The 16,079-nt window shown below is 63.8% G+C and carries 17 protein-coding genes; 12 read left to right on the top strand and 5 right to left on the bottom strand.

What is annotated here, in order from left to right:
• Positions 1–87 precede the first annotated feature (87 nt).
• Complete coding sequence (locus DMX12_RS17510) at positions 88–648, bottom strand: WYL domain-containing protein (protein WP_110678979.1); 561 nt, start codon at positions 646–648, stop codon at positions 88–90.
• Positions 649–855: 207 nt separating this feature from the next.
• Between DMX12_RS17510 and DMX12_RS17505 the strand changes: the two genes are divergently transcribed.
• The 6 genes from DMX12_RS17505 to DMX12_RS17475 all read left to right on the top strand — a co-directional run bounded on the left by DMX12_RS17505 (position 856) and on the right by DMX12_RS17475 (position 7,063).
• Positions 856–1,650, top strand: coding sequence for a tetratricopeptide repeat protein (locus tag DMX12_RS17505; RefSeq protein WP_110678977.1), 795 nt, complete (start codon positions 856–858; stop codon positions 1,648–1,650).
• 380 nt (positions 1,651–2,030) lie between these two features.
• Positions 2,031–2,483 (top strand): MarR family winged helix-turn-helix transcriptional regulator, encoded by a 453-nt coding sequence (locus tag DMX12_RS17495; RefSeq protein WP_029885345.1) that lies wholly within the window; start codon positions 2,031–2,033, stop codon positions 2,481–2,483.
• A complete protein-coding gene (locus DMX12_RS17490) occupies positions 2,480–4,567 on the top strand; it encodes an FUSC family protein (RefSeq protein ID WP_110678973.1) in 2,088 nt (695 codons plus the stop codon). The genes DMX12_RS17495 and DMX12_RS17490 overlap by 4 nt, the downstream gene beginning before the upstream one ends.
• Positions 4,564–4,776: a DUF1656 domain-containing protein gene (locus DMX12_RS17485; protein WP_110678971.1), complete on the top strand. Its 213-nt coding sequence runs from the start codon at positions 4,564–4,566 to the stop codon at positions 4,774–4,776. Before DMX12_RS17490 ends, DMX12_RS17485 begins: the two co-directional genes overlap by 4 nt.
• On the top strand, positions 4,773–5,648 hold the full coding sequence (locus tag DMX12_RS17480; RefSeq protein ID WP_110678969.1) for an HlyD family secretion protein: 876 nt from the start codon (positions 4,773–4,775) through the stop codon (positions 5,646–5,648). The genes DMX12_RS17485 and DMX12_RS17480 overlap by 4 nt, the downstream gene beginning before the upstream one ends.
• On the top strand, positions 5,645–7,063 hold the full coding sequence (locus DMX12_RS17475) for an efflux transporter outer membrane subunit (RefSeq protein WP_110678967.1): 1,419 nt from the start codon (positions 5,645–5,647) through the stop codon (positions 7,061–7,063). The genes DMX12_RS17480 and DMX12_RS17475 overlap by 4 nt, the downstream gene beginning before the upstream one ends.
• Positions 7,064–7,472: 409 nt before the next feature.
• Here DMX12_RS17475 and DMX12_RS17470 read toward each other — a convergent pair whose 3' ends face one another.
• Positions 7,473–7,928: a transposase gene (locus tag DMX12_RS17470; RefSeq protein ID WP_110678965.1), complete on the bottom strand. Its 456-nt coding sequence runs from the start codon at positions 7,926–7,928 to the stop codon at positions 7,473–7,475.
• 218 nt (positions 7,929–8,146) lie between these two features.
• On the opposite strand from DMX12_RS17470, the gene DMX12_RS17465 reads away from it, so the two are divergent.
• Complete coding sequence (locus DMX12_RS17465; protein ID WP_110678963.1) at positions 8,147–10,090, top strand: cytochrome c/FTR1 family iron permease; 1,944 nt, start codon at positions 8,147–8,149, stop codon at positions 10,088–10,090.
• 155 nt (positions 10,091–10,245) lie between these two features.
• Here the strand turns inward: DMX12_RS17465 and DMX12_RS17460 are convergent, their stop codons facing one another.
• A complete protein-coding gene (locus DMX12_RS17460; RefSeq protein ID WP_110678961.1) occupies positions 10,246–10,491 on the bottom strand; it encodes a TIGR02647 family protein in 246 nt (81 codons plus the stop codon).
• A 69-nt stretch (positions 10,492–10,560) separates the two neighbouring features.
• A complete protein-coding gene (locus DMX12_RS17455) occupies positions 10,561–10,860 on the bottom strand; it encodes a hypothetical protein (protein WP_110678959.1) in 300 nt (99 codons plus the stop codon).
• Between the two features lie 149 nt (positions 10,861–11,009).
• On the opposite strand from DMX12_RS17455, the gene DMX12_RS17450 reads away from it, so the two are divergent.
• Positions 11,010–11,672: a glutathione S-transferase gene (locus DMX12_RS17450; protein WP_009682192.1), complete on the top strand. Its 663-nt coding sequence runs from the start codon at positions 11,010–11,012 to the stop codon at positions 11,670–11,672.
• 77 nt (positions 11,673–11,749) lie between these two features.
• On the opposite strand, the gene argH is transcribed toward DMX12_RS17450, so the two are convergent.
• On the bottom strand, positions 11,750–13,144 hold the full coding sequence (argH, locus tag DMX12_RS17445; protein WP_029887272.1) for an argininosuccinate lyase: 1,395 nt from the start codon (positions 13,142–13,144) through the stop codon (positions 11,750–11,752).
• On the opposite strand from argH, the gene DMX12_RS29330 reads away from it, so the two are divergent.
• From DMX12_RS29330 to DMX12_RS30005, 4 genes are all read left to right on the top strand, one after another.
• On the top strand, positions 13,143–13,319 hold the full coding sequence (locus DMX12_RS29330; protein WP_156089072.1) for a hypothetical protein: 177 nt from the start codon (positions 13,143–13,145) through the stop codon (positions 13,317–13,319). The two genes, argH and DMX12_RS29330, sit on opposite strands and share 2 nt — an antisense overlap.
• 121 nt (positions 13,320–13,440) lie before the next feature.
• A complete protein-coding gene (locus tag DMX12_RS17440) occupies positions 13,441–14,184 on the top strand; it encodes a LytTR family DNA-binding domain-containing protein (RefSeq protein ID WP_054912030.1) in 744 nt (247 codons plus the stop codon).
• Positions 14,185–14,347: 163 nt separating this feature from the next.
• A complete protein-coding gene (gene hemC, locus DMX12_RS17435) occupies positions 14,348–15,289 on the top strand; it encodes a hydroxymethylbilane synthase (protein ID WP_110678957.1) in 942 nt (313 codons plus the stop codon).
• A complete protein-coding gene (locus tag DMX12_RS30005) occupies positions 15,286–16,053 on the top strand; it encodes a uroporphyrinogen-III synthase (RefSeq protein ID WP_029887269.1) in 768 nt (255 codons plus the stop codon). Before hemC ends, DMX12_RS30005 begins: the two co-directional genes overlap by 4 nt.
• Positions 16,054–16,079 lie beyond the last annotated feature (26 nt).

Raw genomic sequence — 16,079 nt, 5'->3', positions numbered from 1 at the left:
TACACCTCTTCGCGGGAAAGCTCGCGTCTATAAGTATCCGATCAACTTGTGTAGGCGCGGGTTTACTGGCGAAGAGGCCGGTACAGGCTACAAATTCTGGTACTGAGCTGCCGCATTGCTAAGAATCCTGCCAATCTCCTCCCGCAAGGCGGCAGGCTGCTCTACCACCACCCTGTCCCCATGGCTCAAGAGCCACCAGCGTAATGGCCAGCCGTCACTTACCGTGCCGCGTAACCGATGCCCATGCTCCAGTGCCGTCAGTTGCATGTCGCTGCTCAATGGCGCATCCCGCAACTGCCGCGCCAGTGCATCGCTGATTCGCGCAACCAGCTCCACGCCCTCACCCTGCGATGGCTGCAACGCATCCCCTCGCAGATGTGTCAGCAAGTCGAAATTACCGCGCAGTTCGCCCACCGCACTGGCCGCCCAGTGCCAGCCGAACGGTATGCTCTTGTCATTGCGCTCCAGCGGAAAAATCAACGAAAGCTCATTCAGGTCGCGTTCAACGGTACGCTTGCTGACAGTGAAGCCCACGTCGCGCAGGCGCCACACCAGCTCGGCGCTGGTAATGCCCGGGGAGCGACTGGGTAGCTGACGCAGCAGCGCCCATTGGCGGCTGAGGGTGGCGCGAGTGGTGGCGAACGGCAAAAGATAACGTCCTTGTCTAGGCTTGCCGTCATAGCATGGCGGCAGGCGAGGGGCATGGCAATTGGCCACGCCCTGCTCAGATCAAGTAAGTCGCATTTGGTTGCCTGGTGCCGAATCGTTCGCGACAGGTTTTGACGTGACATCACGCAGAATCACGCCTCATCACAGCCGAAGGTTGGGGTTGTGCGTCGTTCAATGAGGATGAACATGTCTGCTGCCAGCAATATCCATTCGCTGCTTGCCCGCCTTTTGCCCGAACGGGTCATCGCCGCCCCGGCACCGGCCGGCAGGCGGCATCGGTTGTTCGCCGGGGTAGGCTTGCCCAGCCAGCGCTCGCTGCTGATCAACCGCCTGGACGAAGCCAGTGACCTGCAGGCCGTTTACGCCGACCTGCGCCGCCAGGCATTGCAAGGTAGCGTAGCGGCGCTCAACGACCTGGGCTGGATCTGGCTCAACGGCAAGTATTGGCGCGCTGATACCGTGCTGGCCGGGCACCTGTTGCGCATGGCGGCGCTGCAGGGCAATGCTGCCGCGTGGTTCAACCTTGGCCAGCAGCATTACTTCGGCAAGGGCGTAGACCCCTCCTATGCCCAGGCGGCGGATTGCTACCGGCAGGCCTTTGAGCGCGGCATGCTGCATGCCGCGGCGGCCTTGGGTGACCTGTATGAAGAAGAAGTGTGCGATGGCGAGCAGCAATGGCAGGTAGACCTGGTGCAGGCCTACCAGTGGTTCATGCGCGGGGCCGAGCGTGGCGAAGCGCGTTGCCGCTTCGAGGTGGGTTATCGCTTGATGCACGGGTTGTACGTGGAACCCGACATCAAGGCCGCATTGTACTGGCTGGAACTGGCGGCAGCCGCAGGGGTGGTACAGGCGGCCGAAGAGCTGGCGGTGCATTTCAGCAGCCGTGACAGCGTGCGCTACCTGCAGTGGCGCGACCGCGCCTTGCAGATGGGCAGCACACTCGCCCTGACCATGAAGCTGGAAGACCAGATACACCCCTGATTCCCCCGCTCGCACAGGCGACCACAGGCTGCAGTATGTGTGCACTACCTGTGGGAGATCACTCAGCCCTACGGCCTGCGCTGTCGCGCAGAGAACTCAGTTCGTAAGCGCGACGCGGCCTGTGTGGGAGCGGGCGTGCCCGCGAAGAATCCAGCGCAGTGGCTGGCACCGGCTACGCCGGTGTTCGCGGCGGTTCGACGCTTCGACACGCCCGCTCCCAACAACCCGGCTGAATCCGGCAATAACGCCAGCACAGGCAATCCACCCTCCAGCGTGCACACCCATTCACCCATACCCCTCGTCACCCGCTGTTGACGACAGGGGGAGGTACGAGCGTATATTGATAGTTAGCAAACTATGAATATACCTGGATACTGTTCATGTCCCTTGATCTCCTGCGCCTGCAGGTCAGCAGTGGCATGGTAGTTGCGGCTCGCCATTGGCGGCGCATCTGCCATTGCGCGTTGACCAGTTACGGCATCTCCGAGGCCTGCGCTGCGCCGCTGCTGATGATCGTGCGCCTCGGCGACGGTGTGCATCAGGTGGCGGTGGCCCAGGCAGCCGGCCTGGAAAGCCCGTCACTGGTACGCCTGCTCGACCAACTGTGCAAGGCTGGCCTGGTCTGCCGCAGTGAAGACCCCCTCGACCGTCGCGCCAAGGCCCTGAGCCTCACCGCTGAAGGCCGCCGCTTGGCCGAAGCCATCGAAGCCGAACTGGTGCGCGTGCGCAGGGATGTGCTGCAAGGCATCGACCAGGCTGACCTGGAAGCCGCCTTGCGCGTGCTGCGCGCCTTCGAGGCTGCCGGCCTGGGCGGTGCAGGCGGGGTGGCATGAACGGCTTCTTCAGCTCGGTCCCCCCGGCGCGGGACTGGTTCTACGGTGTGCGCACCTTCGCGGCCTCGATGATCGCCCTGTACATTGCCCTGCTCATGCAGTTGCCGCGGCCCTACTGGGCCATGGCCACGGTGTACATCGTTTCCAGCCCCTTCGTTGGCCCAACCAGCTCCAAGGCGCTGTACCGTGCCGTGGGCACCTTGCTCGGTGCCGGGGGGGCGGTCCTCCTGGTGCCACCGCTGGTACAGTCGCCGTTGCTGCTGAGCATTGCCATCGCCCTGTGGACCGGCACCCTGCTGTTCCTCTCGCTGAACCTGCGCACGGCCAACAACTACATGCTGATGCTGGCCGGCTACACCTTGCCGATGATCGCACTGGCGGTTGTGGATAACCCCCTGGCGGTGTTTGACGTCGCGTCTTCCCGCGCCCAGGAAATCTGCCTGGGGATTGTCTGCGCAGCCGTCGTTGGCGCCATTTTCTGGCCTCGCCGGCTGGCCCCAGTGGTGGTCGGCGCCACCGGCAACTGGTTTACCGAGGCCCTTAACTACAGCGATACCTACCTGGCCCGCGCTGGCAGCACCGACAAGGTCGGCGGCATGCGCGGGGCGATGGTCACCACCTTCAACTCGCTGGAGCTGATGATCGGCCAGCTCGGCCACGAAGGGGCTGGCCCGCACACCCTGAAAAACGCCCGTGAGCTGCGTGGGCGGATGATTCACCTGCTGCCGGTCATCGATGCGCTCGATGATGCGCTGGTCGCCCTGGAGGGCCGGGCCCCGGCCCAGTTCGCCCAGTTGCAGCCTGTGCTCGCCGCCGCTCGCGAATGGCTGCAAGGGACTGCCGCCAGCCCTTCTGTCGCCCGCTGGGCTGCGCTGCACGAGCAGATCGAGCGCCTGCAGCCCGCTGCCGCCATGCTCGACCAGCGCGCCGAGCTGCTGTTATCCAACGCCCTGTACCGGCTGACCGAATGGGCCGACCTGTGGCAGGACTGCTGCACCTTGCAACATGCCCTGCGCACCGACGATGCCACGCCCTGGCGGGCCGTGTACCGGCACTGGCGCCTGGGCCGGCTGACACCGTTCTTCGACCGTGGCCTGATGCTGTACTCGGTGGCCACCACGGTGCTGGCGATCATCGTCGCTTGTGGCCTGTGGATTGGCCTGGGCTGGAACGACGGCGCCAGCGCGGTAATCCTCGCGGCCGTGTCGTGCAGTTTCTTCGCGGCCATGGACGACCCGGCACCGCAGATCTACCGGTTCTTCTTCTGGACCTTGCTGTCGGTGATCTTCTCCAGCCTGTACCTGTTCCTGGTGCTGCCCAACCTGCACGACTTCCCGATGCTGGTGCTGGCCTTTGCCGTGCCGTTCATCTGCGTCGGCACCCTGACCGTGCAACCGCGTTTTTACCTGGGCACGTTGCTGACCATCGTCAACACCTCGACTTTCATCAGCATCCAGGGCGCCTATGATGCCGACTTCTTCACCTTCCTGAATTCCAACCTGGCCGGCCCCGTCGGCCTGCTGTTCGCCTTCATCTGGACGTTGGTCATGCGCCCCTTTGGGGTGGAGCTGGCTGCCAAGCGCATGACCCGCTTCGCCTGGCGCGACATTGTCGAAATGACCGGGCCGGCGACCCTGGCCGAACATCGCAAGCTTGGCGTACAGATGCTCGACCGCCTGATGCAGCACCTGCCGCGCCTGTCGCAAACGGGCCAGGACAGCGGTGTAGCGCTGCGTGACCTGCGTGTTGGGTTGAACCTGCTCGACTTGCTGGCCTACCTGCCGCGCGCTGGTCAGCAGGCCCGTGAGCGGCTCAATACCGTGGTTGCCGAAGTGGGTGCGCACTACGCCGCCTGCCTGCACGCTGGCCAGCGCCTGCATGCACCGGCTGCGCTGCTGCGCAACATGGAGCGGGCGCGGCTGGCGCTGAATCTGGATGAACTGTACGAGCGTGGCGATGCCCGCACCCACCTGCTGCATGCGCTGAGCGGCCTGCGCCTTGCCCTGCTGCCAGGTGTGGAGGTGATGCTCGAACCCGCCGAACAACTGCAACTGCCTGCCGGCCTCGACGGAGCGCCCCTGTGATTGGTGAACTGGATATCAGCGGGGTGTTCCTGCCCACGCTGTTGGTGATGATGCTTGGCACCTACCTGCTGTTCCTTGGGCTGCACGCGGTGCTGGTGCGTATACATTTCTACCGCCTGGTCTGGCACCGGGCGTTGTTCAACGTTGCCCTGTATGCCGTGCTGCTTGGCGCGGTGGACCACTTTTGCCGAAACCTGATGCTGCCATGAAAAAACCTTTGCTGACCCTGGGCCGTGTGGTCCTGACCTTGCTGGTAGTGACCTTCGCCGCCGTGCTCGTATGGCAGATGGTCGTCTACTACATGTTTGCGCCCTGGACGCGCGACGGCCATATCCGCGCCGACGTGATCCAGATCGCCCCCGATGTGTCGGGCTTGATCCAGAAAGTCGAGGTGCACGACAACCAGACCGTCAAGCGCGGCGACGTGCTGTTCACCATCGACCAGGACCGCTTCACCCTGGCCCTGCGCCAGGCCAAGGCCACCCTCGGCGAGCGCCAGGAAACCCTGGCCCAGGCCTCCCGCGAAGCGCAGCGCAACCGCAAGCTGGGCAACCTGGTGGCGGCCGAGCAACTGGAGGAAAGCCAGTCCCGCGTGGCCCGCGCCCGCTCGGCCGTCAGCGAGGCACAGGTGGCGGTCGATACCGCCCAGCTCAACCTCGACCGCTCGGTGGTACGCAGCCCGGTAGGTGGCTACCTGAACGACCGGGCGCCGCGTAACCACGAATTCGTCACCGCCGGCCGCCCGGTGCTGTCGGTGGTCGACAGTGCCTCGTACCACGTCGATGGCTACTTCGAAGAAACCAAGCTTGGCGGCATCCATATCGGCGATGCCGTGGATATCCGCGTGATGGGCGACAACACCCGCCTGCGCGGCCATGTGCAGAGTTTTGCCGCCGGTATCGAAGACCGCGACCGCAGCAGCGGCGCCAACCTGCTGCCCAACGTTAACCCGGCGTTCAGCTGGGTGCGCCTGGCCCAGCGTATTCCGGTGCGCATCGCGTTTGACGAAGTGCCAGAGGACTTCCGCATGATCGCCGGGCGTACCGCCACGGTGTCGATCATCGAGGGCCAGCACCCATGAAACAGCTCATCCTGGCTGGCCTGTGCCTGTCGCTGGGGGCCTGCATGATGGTCGGCCCCGACTATGAGGTGCCGAAGGACGCGGCGGTGCAACGCAGCGACCTTAATGGCCCGTTGCGCCAGGATGCCGACAGCGTGGTTTCGGCGCCGGTGCCCGAGGACTGGTGGCAGCTGTATCAGGATCAACGGCTGAACGAGCTGGTGCGCCAGGCCCTGAGTGCCAATACCGAGCTGCGCGTAGCCGCGGCCAACATCGCCAAGGCCCGCGCCCAGGTCGAGGTGGCCGAGTCGCAAGGTGGCTTGAACGGCGGCGTCAAACTGGGTGCCCAGCGCTTGCAGGAGTCTGGCGAAGCCTTCCTGCAGCCTGAGAAGGTGCCGGTGGCCAACATTGGCGAGGCCATCATCAGCGCTTCGTATCAGTTCGACCTGTGGGGCACGTTCAAGCGTGGCACCGAGGCTGCAAAGGCCAATGCAGACGCGGTGCAGGGTGCTGCCGATACCGCCCGCATCACCTTGGTGGCCGACGTGGTCAAAGCGTATACCCAGGTGTGCTCGGCCAACGAGGAATACCACATCGCCCGCCAGTCGCTCGACTTGCAGGAGCAAAGCGTGAAGCTTAACCAGCGCTTGCGTGATGCAGGTCGTGGCGATGAAACCCAGGTCACCCGCTCGCAGACCCAGTTCAAGTCCTTGCGCGCCGAACTGCCGCGCTTCAAGGCCGAGCGTGAAACCGGCCTGTACACCTTGGCTGCGTTACTGGCCAAACCGGTAGACCAGTTGCCCGCCGGCACCGCCGATTGTGCCGAGCTGCCGCACCTGAACCAGTTGGTGCCGGTGGGCGACGGTGCTGCGTTGCTCAAACGCCGGCCTGATGTGCGCCAGGCCGAACGCCAGCTGGCCGCAGCAACTGCCTCCATCGGGGTTGCTACCGGCGCGCTGTACCCGGACATCAGCATCGGTGCCCAGGTGGGCACGATTGGTATTCTGGAAAACCTTGGTGAGCCGTCGACCAACCGCTGGGGTTTCGGCCCGCAGATCAGCTGGAGCATCCCCACCAACGGCACACGCGCCCGCATCCGCATGGCTGAAGCCTCTACGCAAGCTGCCTTGGCGAATTTCGACGGTGTGGTGCTGAACGCCATCCGCGAGACCCAGACTCGCCTGGCGCAGTACAGTGCCCTGCTGGACCGGCGTGACGCACTGGCCGAGGCAGAGAAGTCGGCCAAGGATGCGGCAGACCAGACGCACCGGTACTACCAGGCCGGGCGTGAGTCGTTCCTGGCGGACTTGCAGGCGACCCGCACCTATACCGACATGCGCGCGCAACTGGCAGCGGCCGATAGCCAAGTGGCGTTGGGGCAAATTGGCGTGTTCCTCGCCCTCGGTGGTGGCTGGAAGGACACCTCAAAGCCTTGAGGCCCAATCGCCGGCAAGCCAGCTCCCACAGGGATCGCTTTAGGGCTGACAGGTGTTTGCCACAAGGTATGGCAGCGCCTGTGAGATCGAGCGCCGCCCGCGCGGCGCAATCGCGAGCTGCGCTCGCTCCTACGTTTGTTTCGGGCCAGTAACCCCTGTGCCAGATGCGCGCGGCCGCCTTGTTCGTACGACGCGATTTTGAGGCATGCGCCAAGGCGTTCGCGCGCAAATCCCACAGGAATAATTGGCCCGAAACAAACGTAGGAGCGAGCGCAGCTCGCGATGCGCCGCGCGGGCGGCGCTCGATCTCACAGGCGCTGCATACCTTGTGGCAAACACCTGTCAGCCCTAAGGCGATCCCTGTGGGAGCTGGCTTGCCTGCGATAGGGCCCCCGCAGGCAACATCTGGTCAGAGCCAAATCGCATCCCAATGCCGATAATCCCCAGCCCTCGTAACAAGACCCGCCCGCTTGGGGTTCATGACGATATACCGCGCCACATCCTGCACATCCTCCTCACGCCGCACGGCCCGGTCATGAAACCCCTTATGCCAGAGCTGGCCGCTTCGCCCTCGATGCCTGTTGATCATCATGGTGCTACGGGACTTCACCCTGCGCATCAGCCGCTTCAGGCTGGCCGGCCCGAGCTCGACCAACCAGTGGAAATGGTCAGGCATCACCACCCAGGCAAGCGATCGGGCGCTACCTTCCTCTTCAGCCTGGCGGAACTCGGCCACCAGCAAGCGGGCTGAGCGAAAGTCATTGAAGATTGGGGCTCTTGCCAGGGTGGTGCTGGTAAGCAAATACAACCGACGGGTTTCCGAAAACCGGCCAAGCCGTAGCTGCTTTGAATGGGGACGATCCATGTTCCCTGCCTCTTGAATAGTGGCTCAACAGGCTAGTGGGTAAGGACCTACCCGCGGTGAATCATTTGGTACCCGGTGTTTCCTGTGGCATCGGTGCCTCCTTCATCGCCGGCAAGCCTGCCCCCAGGTACCGTGCCATCCCGCTTGATCTTATTTGTACCAAGATTTTTCATGAAATCCGCCCAGCACCCTTGAGTGAAGCAAAGTGGAAGTGAACAATGTTCTCTTTCGCATTCCCTTCGAGACTGGCCATGAAAACCCGTTCCCGTCCGCTTGCCTGGCTGCCGGCTTTATTGCTCGGCACGGTGCTGGCGCTGTGCAGCGCTGCGGCATTGGCCGAAGCCCCCGCCGAGGCTACCAAGGCCCTGCACCTGCTTGACTACATTGGTGCCGACTACCCGCCAACCGTGAGTGACGGCAAGGTGGTCGACAGCGGCGAATACGACGAGCAGCGCGAGTTCGGCGCGGTACTGGCCGAACTGGTCAAAGGCCTGCCTGCAAATGCCGAGCACGCGGCACTGGAGCAGGGCGTGCAAGCGCTGCGCCAGGCCATCGACCAGCGTCTGGACGGCCCAGCGGTATCCAGGCAGGCCCGGCAACTGGGCGCACGCCTTGCGGTGGCTTATGAGGTGAGCCAAGCCCCGATAATCACCCCGGACCCGGCCCGTGGTGCTGCCCTGTACGCACAAAACTGTGCCATCTGCCACGGTGAAAGCGGCGCGGGCGATGGCCCGGCAGGCGTCGGCCTGGAGCCCGCGCCGGCCAACCTGCGCGACGTCGCGCGCCTTGACCAGTTGAGCCTGTTCGACCTCTACAACACCCTTGCCCTGGGCATCGACGGCACCGAGATGCCGTCCTTTGCCGACCAGCTGGACGACCGCCAGCGCTGGGACGTGGCGGCGTACATCGCCAGCTTCACCGCCAAGGCGGAAGCCGGCAAAGGCGACAAAACCTGGAACATCGCCGACCTGGCCCGCCAGACCCCGGCCGAAATCGCCGCCAACGAAGGCACCGCGGCCGTGGAAGCATTCCGCGCCCAGCGTGCCCAGCCGCCGCAGGTCAAGCGTGGCCCTGCGCAATTGCTTGAATACACCGCCAGTACGCTCGACAAAAGCCTGGCCGCTTACCGTACAGGCGACCGCGACCAGGCTTATGACCTGTCGGTTGCGGCCTATCTTGAGGGCTTCGAGCTGGTAGAAAGCTCGCTGGACAACATCGATACCCAGGCGCGCAAGGCCACTGAAAAGACGCTGATGGCTTACCGCCAATCCTTGCAGGATGGCCTGCCCGTGGGCCAAGTCGAGCAGCGCCTGGGCGAAGCCAAGGTCAAGCTTGAGCAAGCGGCAAAGCTGCTGGGTAGCGACGGCCTGAGCTGGTCGCTGAGTTATGTCTCTGGCCTGCTGATTCTGTTGCGTGAAGGCCTTGAGGCGATTCTGGTGCTGGCGGCGATCCTGGCGTTCCTGCGCAACACCGGCCAGCAGTCAGCGGTACGCAGCGTCAACATCGGCTGGGGCCTGGCGCTGGTCGCTGGCTTCGCTACCTGGGCGCTGGCGGCCTATGTGATCGATGTCGGTGGTGCCCAGCGTGAGTTGCTGGAGGGCTGCACGGCGCTGTTTGCGGCCGTGATGGTGCTGTGGCTTGGGGTATGGATGCACGACCGACGCCACGCCGCTGCGTGGACGGACTACATCAAGAACAGCCTGGTCAGTGGTGGCGGGCGCTTTGGCTTCGCGGTGCTGGCGTTCTTCTCGGTGTACCGCGAGTTGTTCGAAGTGATCCTGTTCTATGAAACCTTGTGGCTGCAGGCGGGCCCTGCCGGGCACCAGGCGGTGCTGGCAGGCGGCGCCACGGCATTGGTGCTGCTGGTGGGCCTGGCTTGGGTGATATTGCGCGGTTCGGCCAAGCTGCCCCTGACGCTGTTCTTCAGCATCAATGCGGCACTGCTGTGCACGTTGTCAGTGGTGTTCGCCGGGCACGGCGTGAAGGCGCTGCAAGAAGCCGGGGTGCTGGGCACGCGCCCGGTAGCGTTCTTCGAGTTTGACTGGTTGGGGATTCATCCCGACGTCTACTCGCTGTCGGCGCAGGCGGTGGCGTTGCTGGCGATCATCTTGCTGTACGGGCGCTCGCGCCTGGCAGAGAAGCGCAGGGCAACTGCTAACTAAAACCTTGCGCCGTCCCCCTGTAGGAGCGGCCTTGTGTCGCGATCGGGCCGCAAAGCGGCCCCAGGATTTCGGCAGCGCTGCACAAATTGTCGGGGCCGCTCTGCGGCCCGACCGCGACACAAGGCCGCTCCTACACACTTGACCGCGAAGGGCACTCAGGCCAGCTGCGGCGCCTTGAGAATATTCTGCAGCAACTGCACACTTTCAACCGCGTCATGACCCAGGCTGGTCAGGTAGCCGCCATCCGGTTGATCGGTCAGCCCCTTTTCATGCAGGCGCTGCGCAGCGGCGACCAGGGCGGGGGATGCGGTGCTGGTTATCTTGATGCCTTCCTGGCTGCTGTCGTGCTTGAACAGCGCGAGTACTTCCATTTCATCGATAAGATCGGGGGTAAAAGGCATGGTAACTCCTGACTTCCAGACGAGGATTACGGCACTTTCTACGGTGCCTGATCTTCGAGTGTAGCCGGGTTATTCGTACTCGCCTTGATCCATCTCAGGTGGCAGCTCGGGCAGCGCACGCAGGGCATTTTCGTACCACTCGCCGTTGAACGCGCGGTCTTCTGCCAGCATGTTGTCAATCTCGTAGGCCAGCACATGGGCCATCACGTTGAGAATGTCTTCACGTTCCCAACCAACCAGGGTCAGCTTGTTGAAAGTGGCCTTGGCCGCCGGCGGCTCGCCGCTTTCGATCTGGTTCTCGATGGCTTGGGTCAGCGTTGCCTCGGCGAAGGCTTCGTCGTCATTGTCGATGTCGGTGGGCTCGCTCATTGGCGGTACTCCTGTGGTGGGATGCACAGTGTGCCACGCCTGTAGCGGCAATGCCCGGGCATTGACGAGGTGCATGACGCTAGTCAGGAACAGGCTTACGGTCTATAAAAGCCGAGCCAAACCCCTTACGGCCCGGAGGCTGTTACTTCATGCTCAAGCTTCATGGATTCTCGGTCAGCAACTACTACAACATGGTCAAGCTGGCGCTGCTGGAAAAAGGCCTGCCTTTCGAAGAGGTCACCTTTTACGGCGGCCAGGCGCCAAAGGCGCTGGAAGTGAGCCCGCGGGGCAAGGTGCCGGTGCTGGAAACCGAACACGGTTTTCTCAGCGAAACCAGCGTGATCCTCGACTACATCGAGCAGACTCAGGGCGGCAAGGCGCTGCTGCCGGCCGACCCGTTCCAGCAGGCCAAGGTACGCGAGTTGCTCAAGGAAATTGAACTGTACATCGAGCTGCCAGCCCGTACCTGCTACGCCGAGTCCTTCTTTGGCATGGCGGTAGAGCCACTGGTCAAGGATAAGGCACGTACCGACCTGCTGGCCGGCTTCGCCACGCTCAAGCGTAACGGGCGCTTTGCGCCGTATGTAGCGGGTGAGCAACTGACGCTGGCAGACCTGATGTTCTGCTTCTCGGTCGATCTGGCTTATGCGGTGGGTAAGAAGGTGCTGAACATCGACCTGCTGGCGGACTTTCCGCAAGCCAAGGCGTTGCTCCAGCTGATGGGTGAGAACCCGCACATGGCGCGGATCGTGGCAGACAAGGAGGCAGCGATGCCGGCCTTCATGGAGATGATTCGCAGCGGTAAGCGCTGAGCCCTTCGCGGGCACGCCCGCTCCCACTGTGGGAGCGGGCGTGCCCGCGAACGAGGGCGAAGCCCTCGCCTTGGGGCTTAGCGAGACGCCAACAGGGCTTTGCCACGAACAACGGCAGCCCGCACCTGCGCCGGCGCCGTACCACCAATATGGTCACGCGCATTCACCGACCCTTCCAGGGTCAGTACCGCAAACACATCCTGCTCGATCTGGTCGCTGAACTGACGCAGTTCGTCCAGGCTCATCTCGGCCAGGTCCTTGCCGGTATCCACCCCATACTTCACCGCATGGCCAACGATTTCGTGGCAGTCGCGGAACGGCAGGCCACGGCGTACCAGGTAGTCGGCCAGGTCGGTAGCCGTAGAGAAGCCACGCAGCGCCGCTTCACGCATGATGGCGTGCTTGGGCTTGATCGCCGGGATCATGTCGGCAAAGGCACGCAGCGAGTCGCGCAGGGTATCGGCAGCGTCGAACAGCGGCTCCTTGTCTTCCTGGTTGTCCTTGTTGTAGGCCAGCGGCTGGCCTTTCATCAGGGTCAGCAGGCCGGTCAAGGCGCCGAACACGCGGCCGGTCTTGCCACGTACCAGCTCTGGCACGTCGGGGTTCTTTTTCTGCGGCATGATCGAGCTGCCGGTGCAGAAGCGGTCCGGCAGGTCGATGAACTGGAACTGCGCGCTGGTCCACAGCACCAGCTCTTCGGAGAAGCGCGAGAGGTGCATCATCGCCACGCTGGCTGCAGCGCAGAATTCGATGGCGAAGTCACGGTCCGAAACGCCGTCCAGCGAGTTGCCGCCCACGGCCTCGAAGCCCAACAGCTTGCAGGTCAGTTCGCGGTCGATCGGGTAGGTGGTACCGGCCAGTGCGGCGCTGCCCAGCGGCATGCGGTTGGTGCGCTTGCGGCAATCGACCAGGCGCTCGTAGTCGCGGCTGAGCATTTCGAACCAGGCCAGCAGGTGGTGGCCGAAGGTGACCGGCTGCGCGGTCTGCAGGTGGGTGAAGCCCGGCATGATGGTTTCGGCTTCGCGCTCGGCCTGCTCCAGCAGGCCCTGCTGCAGGCGGGTGATTTCGGCCAGGATAAGGTCGATTTCATCGCGCAGCCACAAGCGGATATCGGTTGCCACCTGGTCGTTGCGGCTACGGCCGGTGTGCAGCTTCTTGCCGGTGATGCCAATGCGGTCGGTCAGGCGTGCCTCGATGTTCATGTGCACGTCTTCAAGGTCGACGCGCCAGTCGAAGTTGCCGGCCTCGATCTCGGCCTGGATGGTTTTCAAACCATCGATAATGGTGTCGCGCTCGGCATCGCTGAGCACGCCGACTTGCGCCAGCATGGTGGCATGGGCGATCGAACCCATGATGTCGTGGCGGTACAGGCGCTTGTCGAAATCGACCGAGGCGGTGAAGCGGGCGACGAAGGCGTCGACGGGCTCACTGAAGCGGCCGCCCCAGGACTGATTGGTCTTGTCGGTGCTCATGGATTCACTCATTGCAGGCGTGAACGAAAAAGTGGCGCCGATAATAACAGGGTTGGGACGGCTGCCGCAGGGCGCCGGTCGACAGAAATGCCCGGAAAATGGCAGTGAATCATTTGAAGGAATGAACGGCAGTGTTCCACGGACCGTCTACAGTTGGACAGAAGACTGGCAGTGAATCTGCCGGCCGAGTGAATCTTTGGCCATCGCACCGGTCTAGAGCGTGACCGCAGTGTCGCTCGAACCACACCTGTCTACGCTATACCTGTGCGAGACTCATTCAGGAATCCAGCGCAATTATGAATGTCCTGATCGTTGATGACGAACCCCAAGGCCGTGACCGCCTTAGCCGGCTGCTCGGCGAACTGGAGGGTTACACCGTGTTGGAGCCCAGCGCTACCAACGGGGAAGAGGCCCTGACCCTGATCGACAGCCTCAAGCCCGACGTGGTGCTGCTGGACATCGCCATGCCAGGCCTGGACGGCTTGCAGGTCGCGGCCCGCCTGTGCGAGCGCGAGGCGCCGCCAGCGGTGGTGTTTTGCACCGGGGATGACCAATACAGTGCCGAGGCATTCAAGGACAGTACCCTCAGCCATGTCGCCAAGCCCGTTCACCCTCAAGCGCTGCGGGATGCACTGCGCAAGGCCGATAAACCCAACCGGGCGCAACTGGCGGCACTGACGCGGCCGGCCAATGAAGGCGGTGGCCCGCGCAGTCATATCAGCGCCCGCACCCGCAAAGGTATCGAGCTGATCCCATTGGACCAGGTGGTCTACTTCATTGCCGACCACAAGTACGTGACCTTGCGCCACGAAGGTGGGGAAGTACTGCTCGACGAGCCGCTCAAGGCGCTGGAAGACGAGTTTGGCGACCGCTTTGTACGTATTCACCGCAATGCCTTGGTTGCCCGGGAGCGCATCGAACGCCTTCAGCGCACGCCCCTGGGCCACTTCCAACTGTTCCTCAAAGGCCTGAACGGCGATGCCCTTACCGTAAGCCGGCGTCATGTGGCCGGTGTGCGCAAGATGATGCAGGCCCTCTGAACCGGTGCCCGCATGGCAAGGGCTGGGCCCTTGCTGGCCGGCAGGTCGGCACCACCGTCAGGGTGCAGGGCAGCCCTGAAGGGGCCCTTAGCTGATCCACATCTGCTAGCGATCCTTGCGATGCTGTTATGATCCACGGCATTTCTCTGGATCGGGGCGTTTCATGTCCACTCGCGAAATCCGCATTGCCACCCGTAAAAGCGCCTTGGCCCTGTGGCAGGCCGAATACGTCAAAGCCCGCCTCGAGCAGGCCCACCCTGAGCTGCGGGTGACCCTGGTGCCCATGGTCAGCCGCGGGGACAAGCTGCTCGACGCGCCGCTGGCAAAAATCGGTGGCAAGGGGTTGTTCGTCAAGGAGCTGGAAACCGCCCTGCTGGACAACGAAGCCGACATCGCCGTGCATTCGATGAAGGATGTGCCCATGGACTTCCCCGAGGGGCTGGGCCTGTACTGTATCTGCGAGCGGGAAGACCCGCGCGACGCCTTTGTCTCCAACCATTTTGCCAGCCTTGAAGCGCTGCCTGCCGGCAGCGTGGTCGGCACCTCCAGCCTGCGCCGCCAGGCCCAACTGCTGGCGCGTCGCCCGGACCTGCAGATCCGCTTCCTGCGCGGCAACGTCAACACTCGCCTGGCCAAGCTCGACGCCGGCGAATACGACGCCATCATCCTCGCGGCCGCCGGCCTTATCCGCCTCGGTTTCGAAGACCGCATCACCGCCACCATCAGTGTCGACGACAGCCTGCCTGCCGGTGGCCAGGGGGCGGTAGGCATCGAATGCCGTAGCGCCGACCACGCGATCCATGCCTTGCTGGCGCCTTTGCACCACCGTGACACGGCTGACCGGGTGGTGGCCGAACGCGCCATGAACAAACGCCTGAACGGCGGTTGTCAGGTGCCGATCGCTTGCTACGCGGTGCTGGAAGGCGACCAACTGTGGTTGCGCGGCCTGGTCGGCCAACCGAGTGGCGGCACCCTGCTGGTGGCCGATGCCCGGGCCCCCCGTGCAACTGCCGAGGCCCTTGGTGTAGAGGTCGCCGAACATCTGCTGGGGCAGGGTGCCGAGGCCATCCTCAAAGAGGTCTATGGCGAGGCCGGCCACCCGTGAGCCAATGGCGCCTGTTGCTGACCCGGCCTGCCGAGGACTGTGCGGCGCTGGCGCAAAGCCTGGCGGCAGCGGGGGTGGCCAGCCACTGCTTGCCGTTGCTGGAGATCGAACCCGTGCAAATCCAGGCTGGGCAGCGCGCGTTGCTGCAGGGCCTTGGTGGCTTCCAGGCGATCATCGTGGTCAGCAAGCCAGCTGCACGGCTGTTGCTGGAACAGTTGGCCAACGCCAGCCTGCAGCCGCCCGTTCAAGGCTGGTTCACCGTAGGCGAGGCCACTGCCGCAGTGTTGCAGCAGGCGGGTCTGAGGGTGAGTTGCCCGCCGCGTGGCGACGACAGCGAAGCACTGCTGATGCTGCCGGCACTGCGCCAGGCGGTTGCCGTGCCAGCAGCGCGGGTATTGATCGTTCGCGGCGTTGGAGGTCGCGAACTGCTGGCAGAGCGTCTTGCAGAGCAAGGTGCTAGTGTCGATTATCTGGAACTGTATCGTCGCTGCCTGCCGGTTTATCCCGCAGGCACGCTGATGCGCCGCATCGAAGCGGAACGCCTCAATGGCCTGGTGGTCAGCAGTGGGCAGGGTTTGGAACATTTGCAGCAACTGGCTGGCGCCGATTGGCCACAGCTGGCCCGGTTGCCGTTGTTCGTGCCGAGCCCGCGGGTAGCCGGGCAGGCCAGGGCCGCTGGGGCCCAACAGGTTGTGGATTGCCGTGGCGCCAGTGCCGCGGCCTTGCTGGCAGCTGTGCAGTCTTGCACTGCACCTGCCTCTTAAGGCGCTAAGCTGAACGCGATGCGCCC

This window comes from Pseudomonas sp. MB-090624 (assembly GCF_003205245.1).
Taxonomy (GTDB): Bacteria; Pseudomonadota; Gammaproteobacteria; order Pseudomonadales; family Pseudomonadaceae; genus Aquipseudomonas; species Aquipseudomonas juntendi.
Note: the sequence above shows the minus strand (reverse complement) of the source record. Positions and strands in the feature narration are given on the sequence as shown.

Excerpts from the sequence above, each read along its gene's own strand:
- DMX12_RS17505 (WP_110678977.1), top strand. The coding sequence starts at position 856 with ATGTCTGCTGCCAGCAATATCCATTCGCTGCTTGCCCGCCTTTTGCCC.
- DMX12_RS17495 (WP_029885345.1), top strand. The coding sequence starts at position 2,031 with ATGTCCCTTGATCTCCTGCGCCTGCAGGTCAGCAGTGGCATGGTAGTT.
- DMX12_RS17490 (WP_110678973.1), top strand. The coding sequence starts at position 2,480 with ATGAACGGCTTCTTCAGCTCGGTCCCCCCGGCGCGGGACTGGTTCTAC.
- DMX12_RS17480 (WP_110678969.1), top strand. The coding sequence starts at position 4,773 with ATGAAAAAACCTTTGCTGACCCTGGGCCGTGTGGTCCTGACCTTGCTG.
- DMX12_RS17475 (WP_110678967.1), top strand. The coding sequence starts at position 5,645 with ATGAAACAGCTCATCCTGGCTGGCCTGTGCCTGTCGCTGGGGGCCTGC.
- DMX12_RS17470 (WP_110678965.1), bottom strand. The coding sequence starts at position 7,928 with ATGGATCGTCCCCATTCAAAGCAGCTACGGCTTGGCCGGTTTTCGGAA.
- DMX12_RS17465 (WP_110678963.1), top strand. The coding sequence starts at position 8,147 with ATGTTCTCTTTCGCATTCCCTTCGAGACTGGCCATGAAAACCCGTTCC.
- DMX12_RS17460 (WP_110678961.1), bottom strand. The coding sequence starts at position 10,491 with ATGCCTTTTACCCCCGATCTTATCGATGAAATGGAAGTACTCGCGCTG.
- DMX12_RS17455 (WP_110678959.1), bottom strand. The coding sequence starts at position 10,860 with ATGAGCGAGCCCACCGACATCGACAATGACGACGAAGCCTTCGCCGAG.
- DMX12_RS17450 (WP_009682192.1), top strand. The coding sequence starts at position 11,010 with ATGCTCAAGCTTCATGGATTCTCGGTCAGCAACTACTACAACATGGTC.
- DMX12_RS29330 (WP_156089072.1), top strand. The coding sequence starts at position 13,143 with ATGGATTCACTCATTGCAGGCGTGAACGAAAAAGTGGCGCCGATAATA.
- argH (WP_029887272.1), bottom strand. The coding sequence starts at position 13,144 with ATGAGCACCGACAAGACCAATCAGTCCTGGGGCGGCCGCTTCAGTGAG.
- DMX12_RS17440 (WP_054912030.1), top strand. The coding sequence starts at position 13,441 with ATGAATGTCCTGATCGTTGATGACGAACCCCAAGGCCGTGACCGCCTT.
- hemC (WP_110678957.1), top strand. The coding sequence starts at position 14,348 with ATGTCCACTCGCGAAATCCGCATTGCCACCCGTAAAAGCGCCTTGGCC.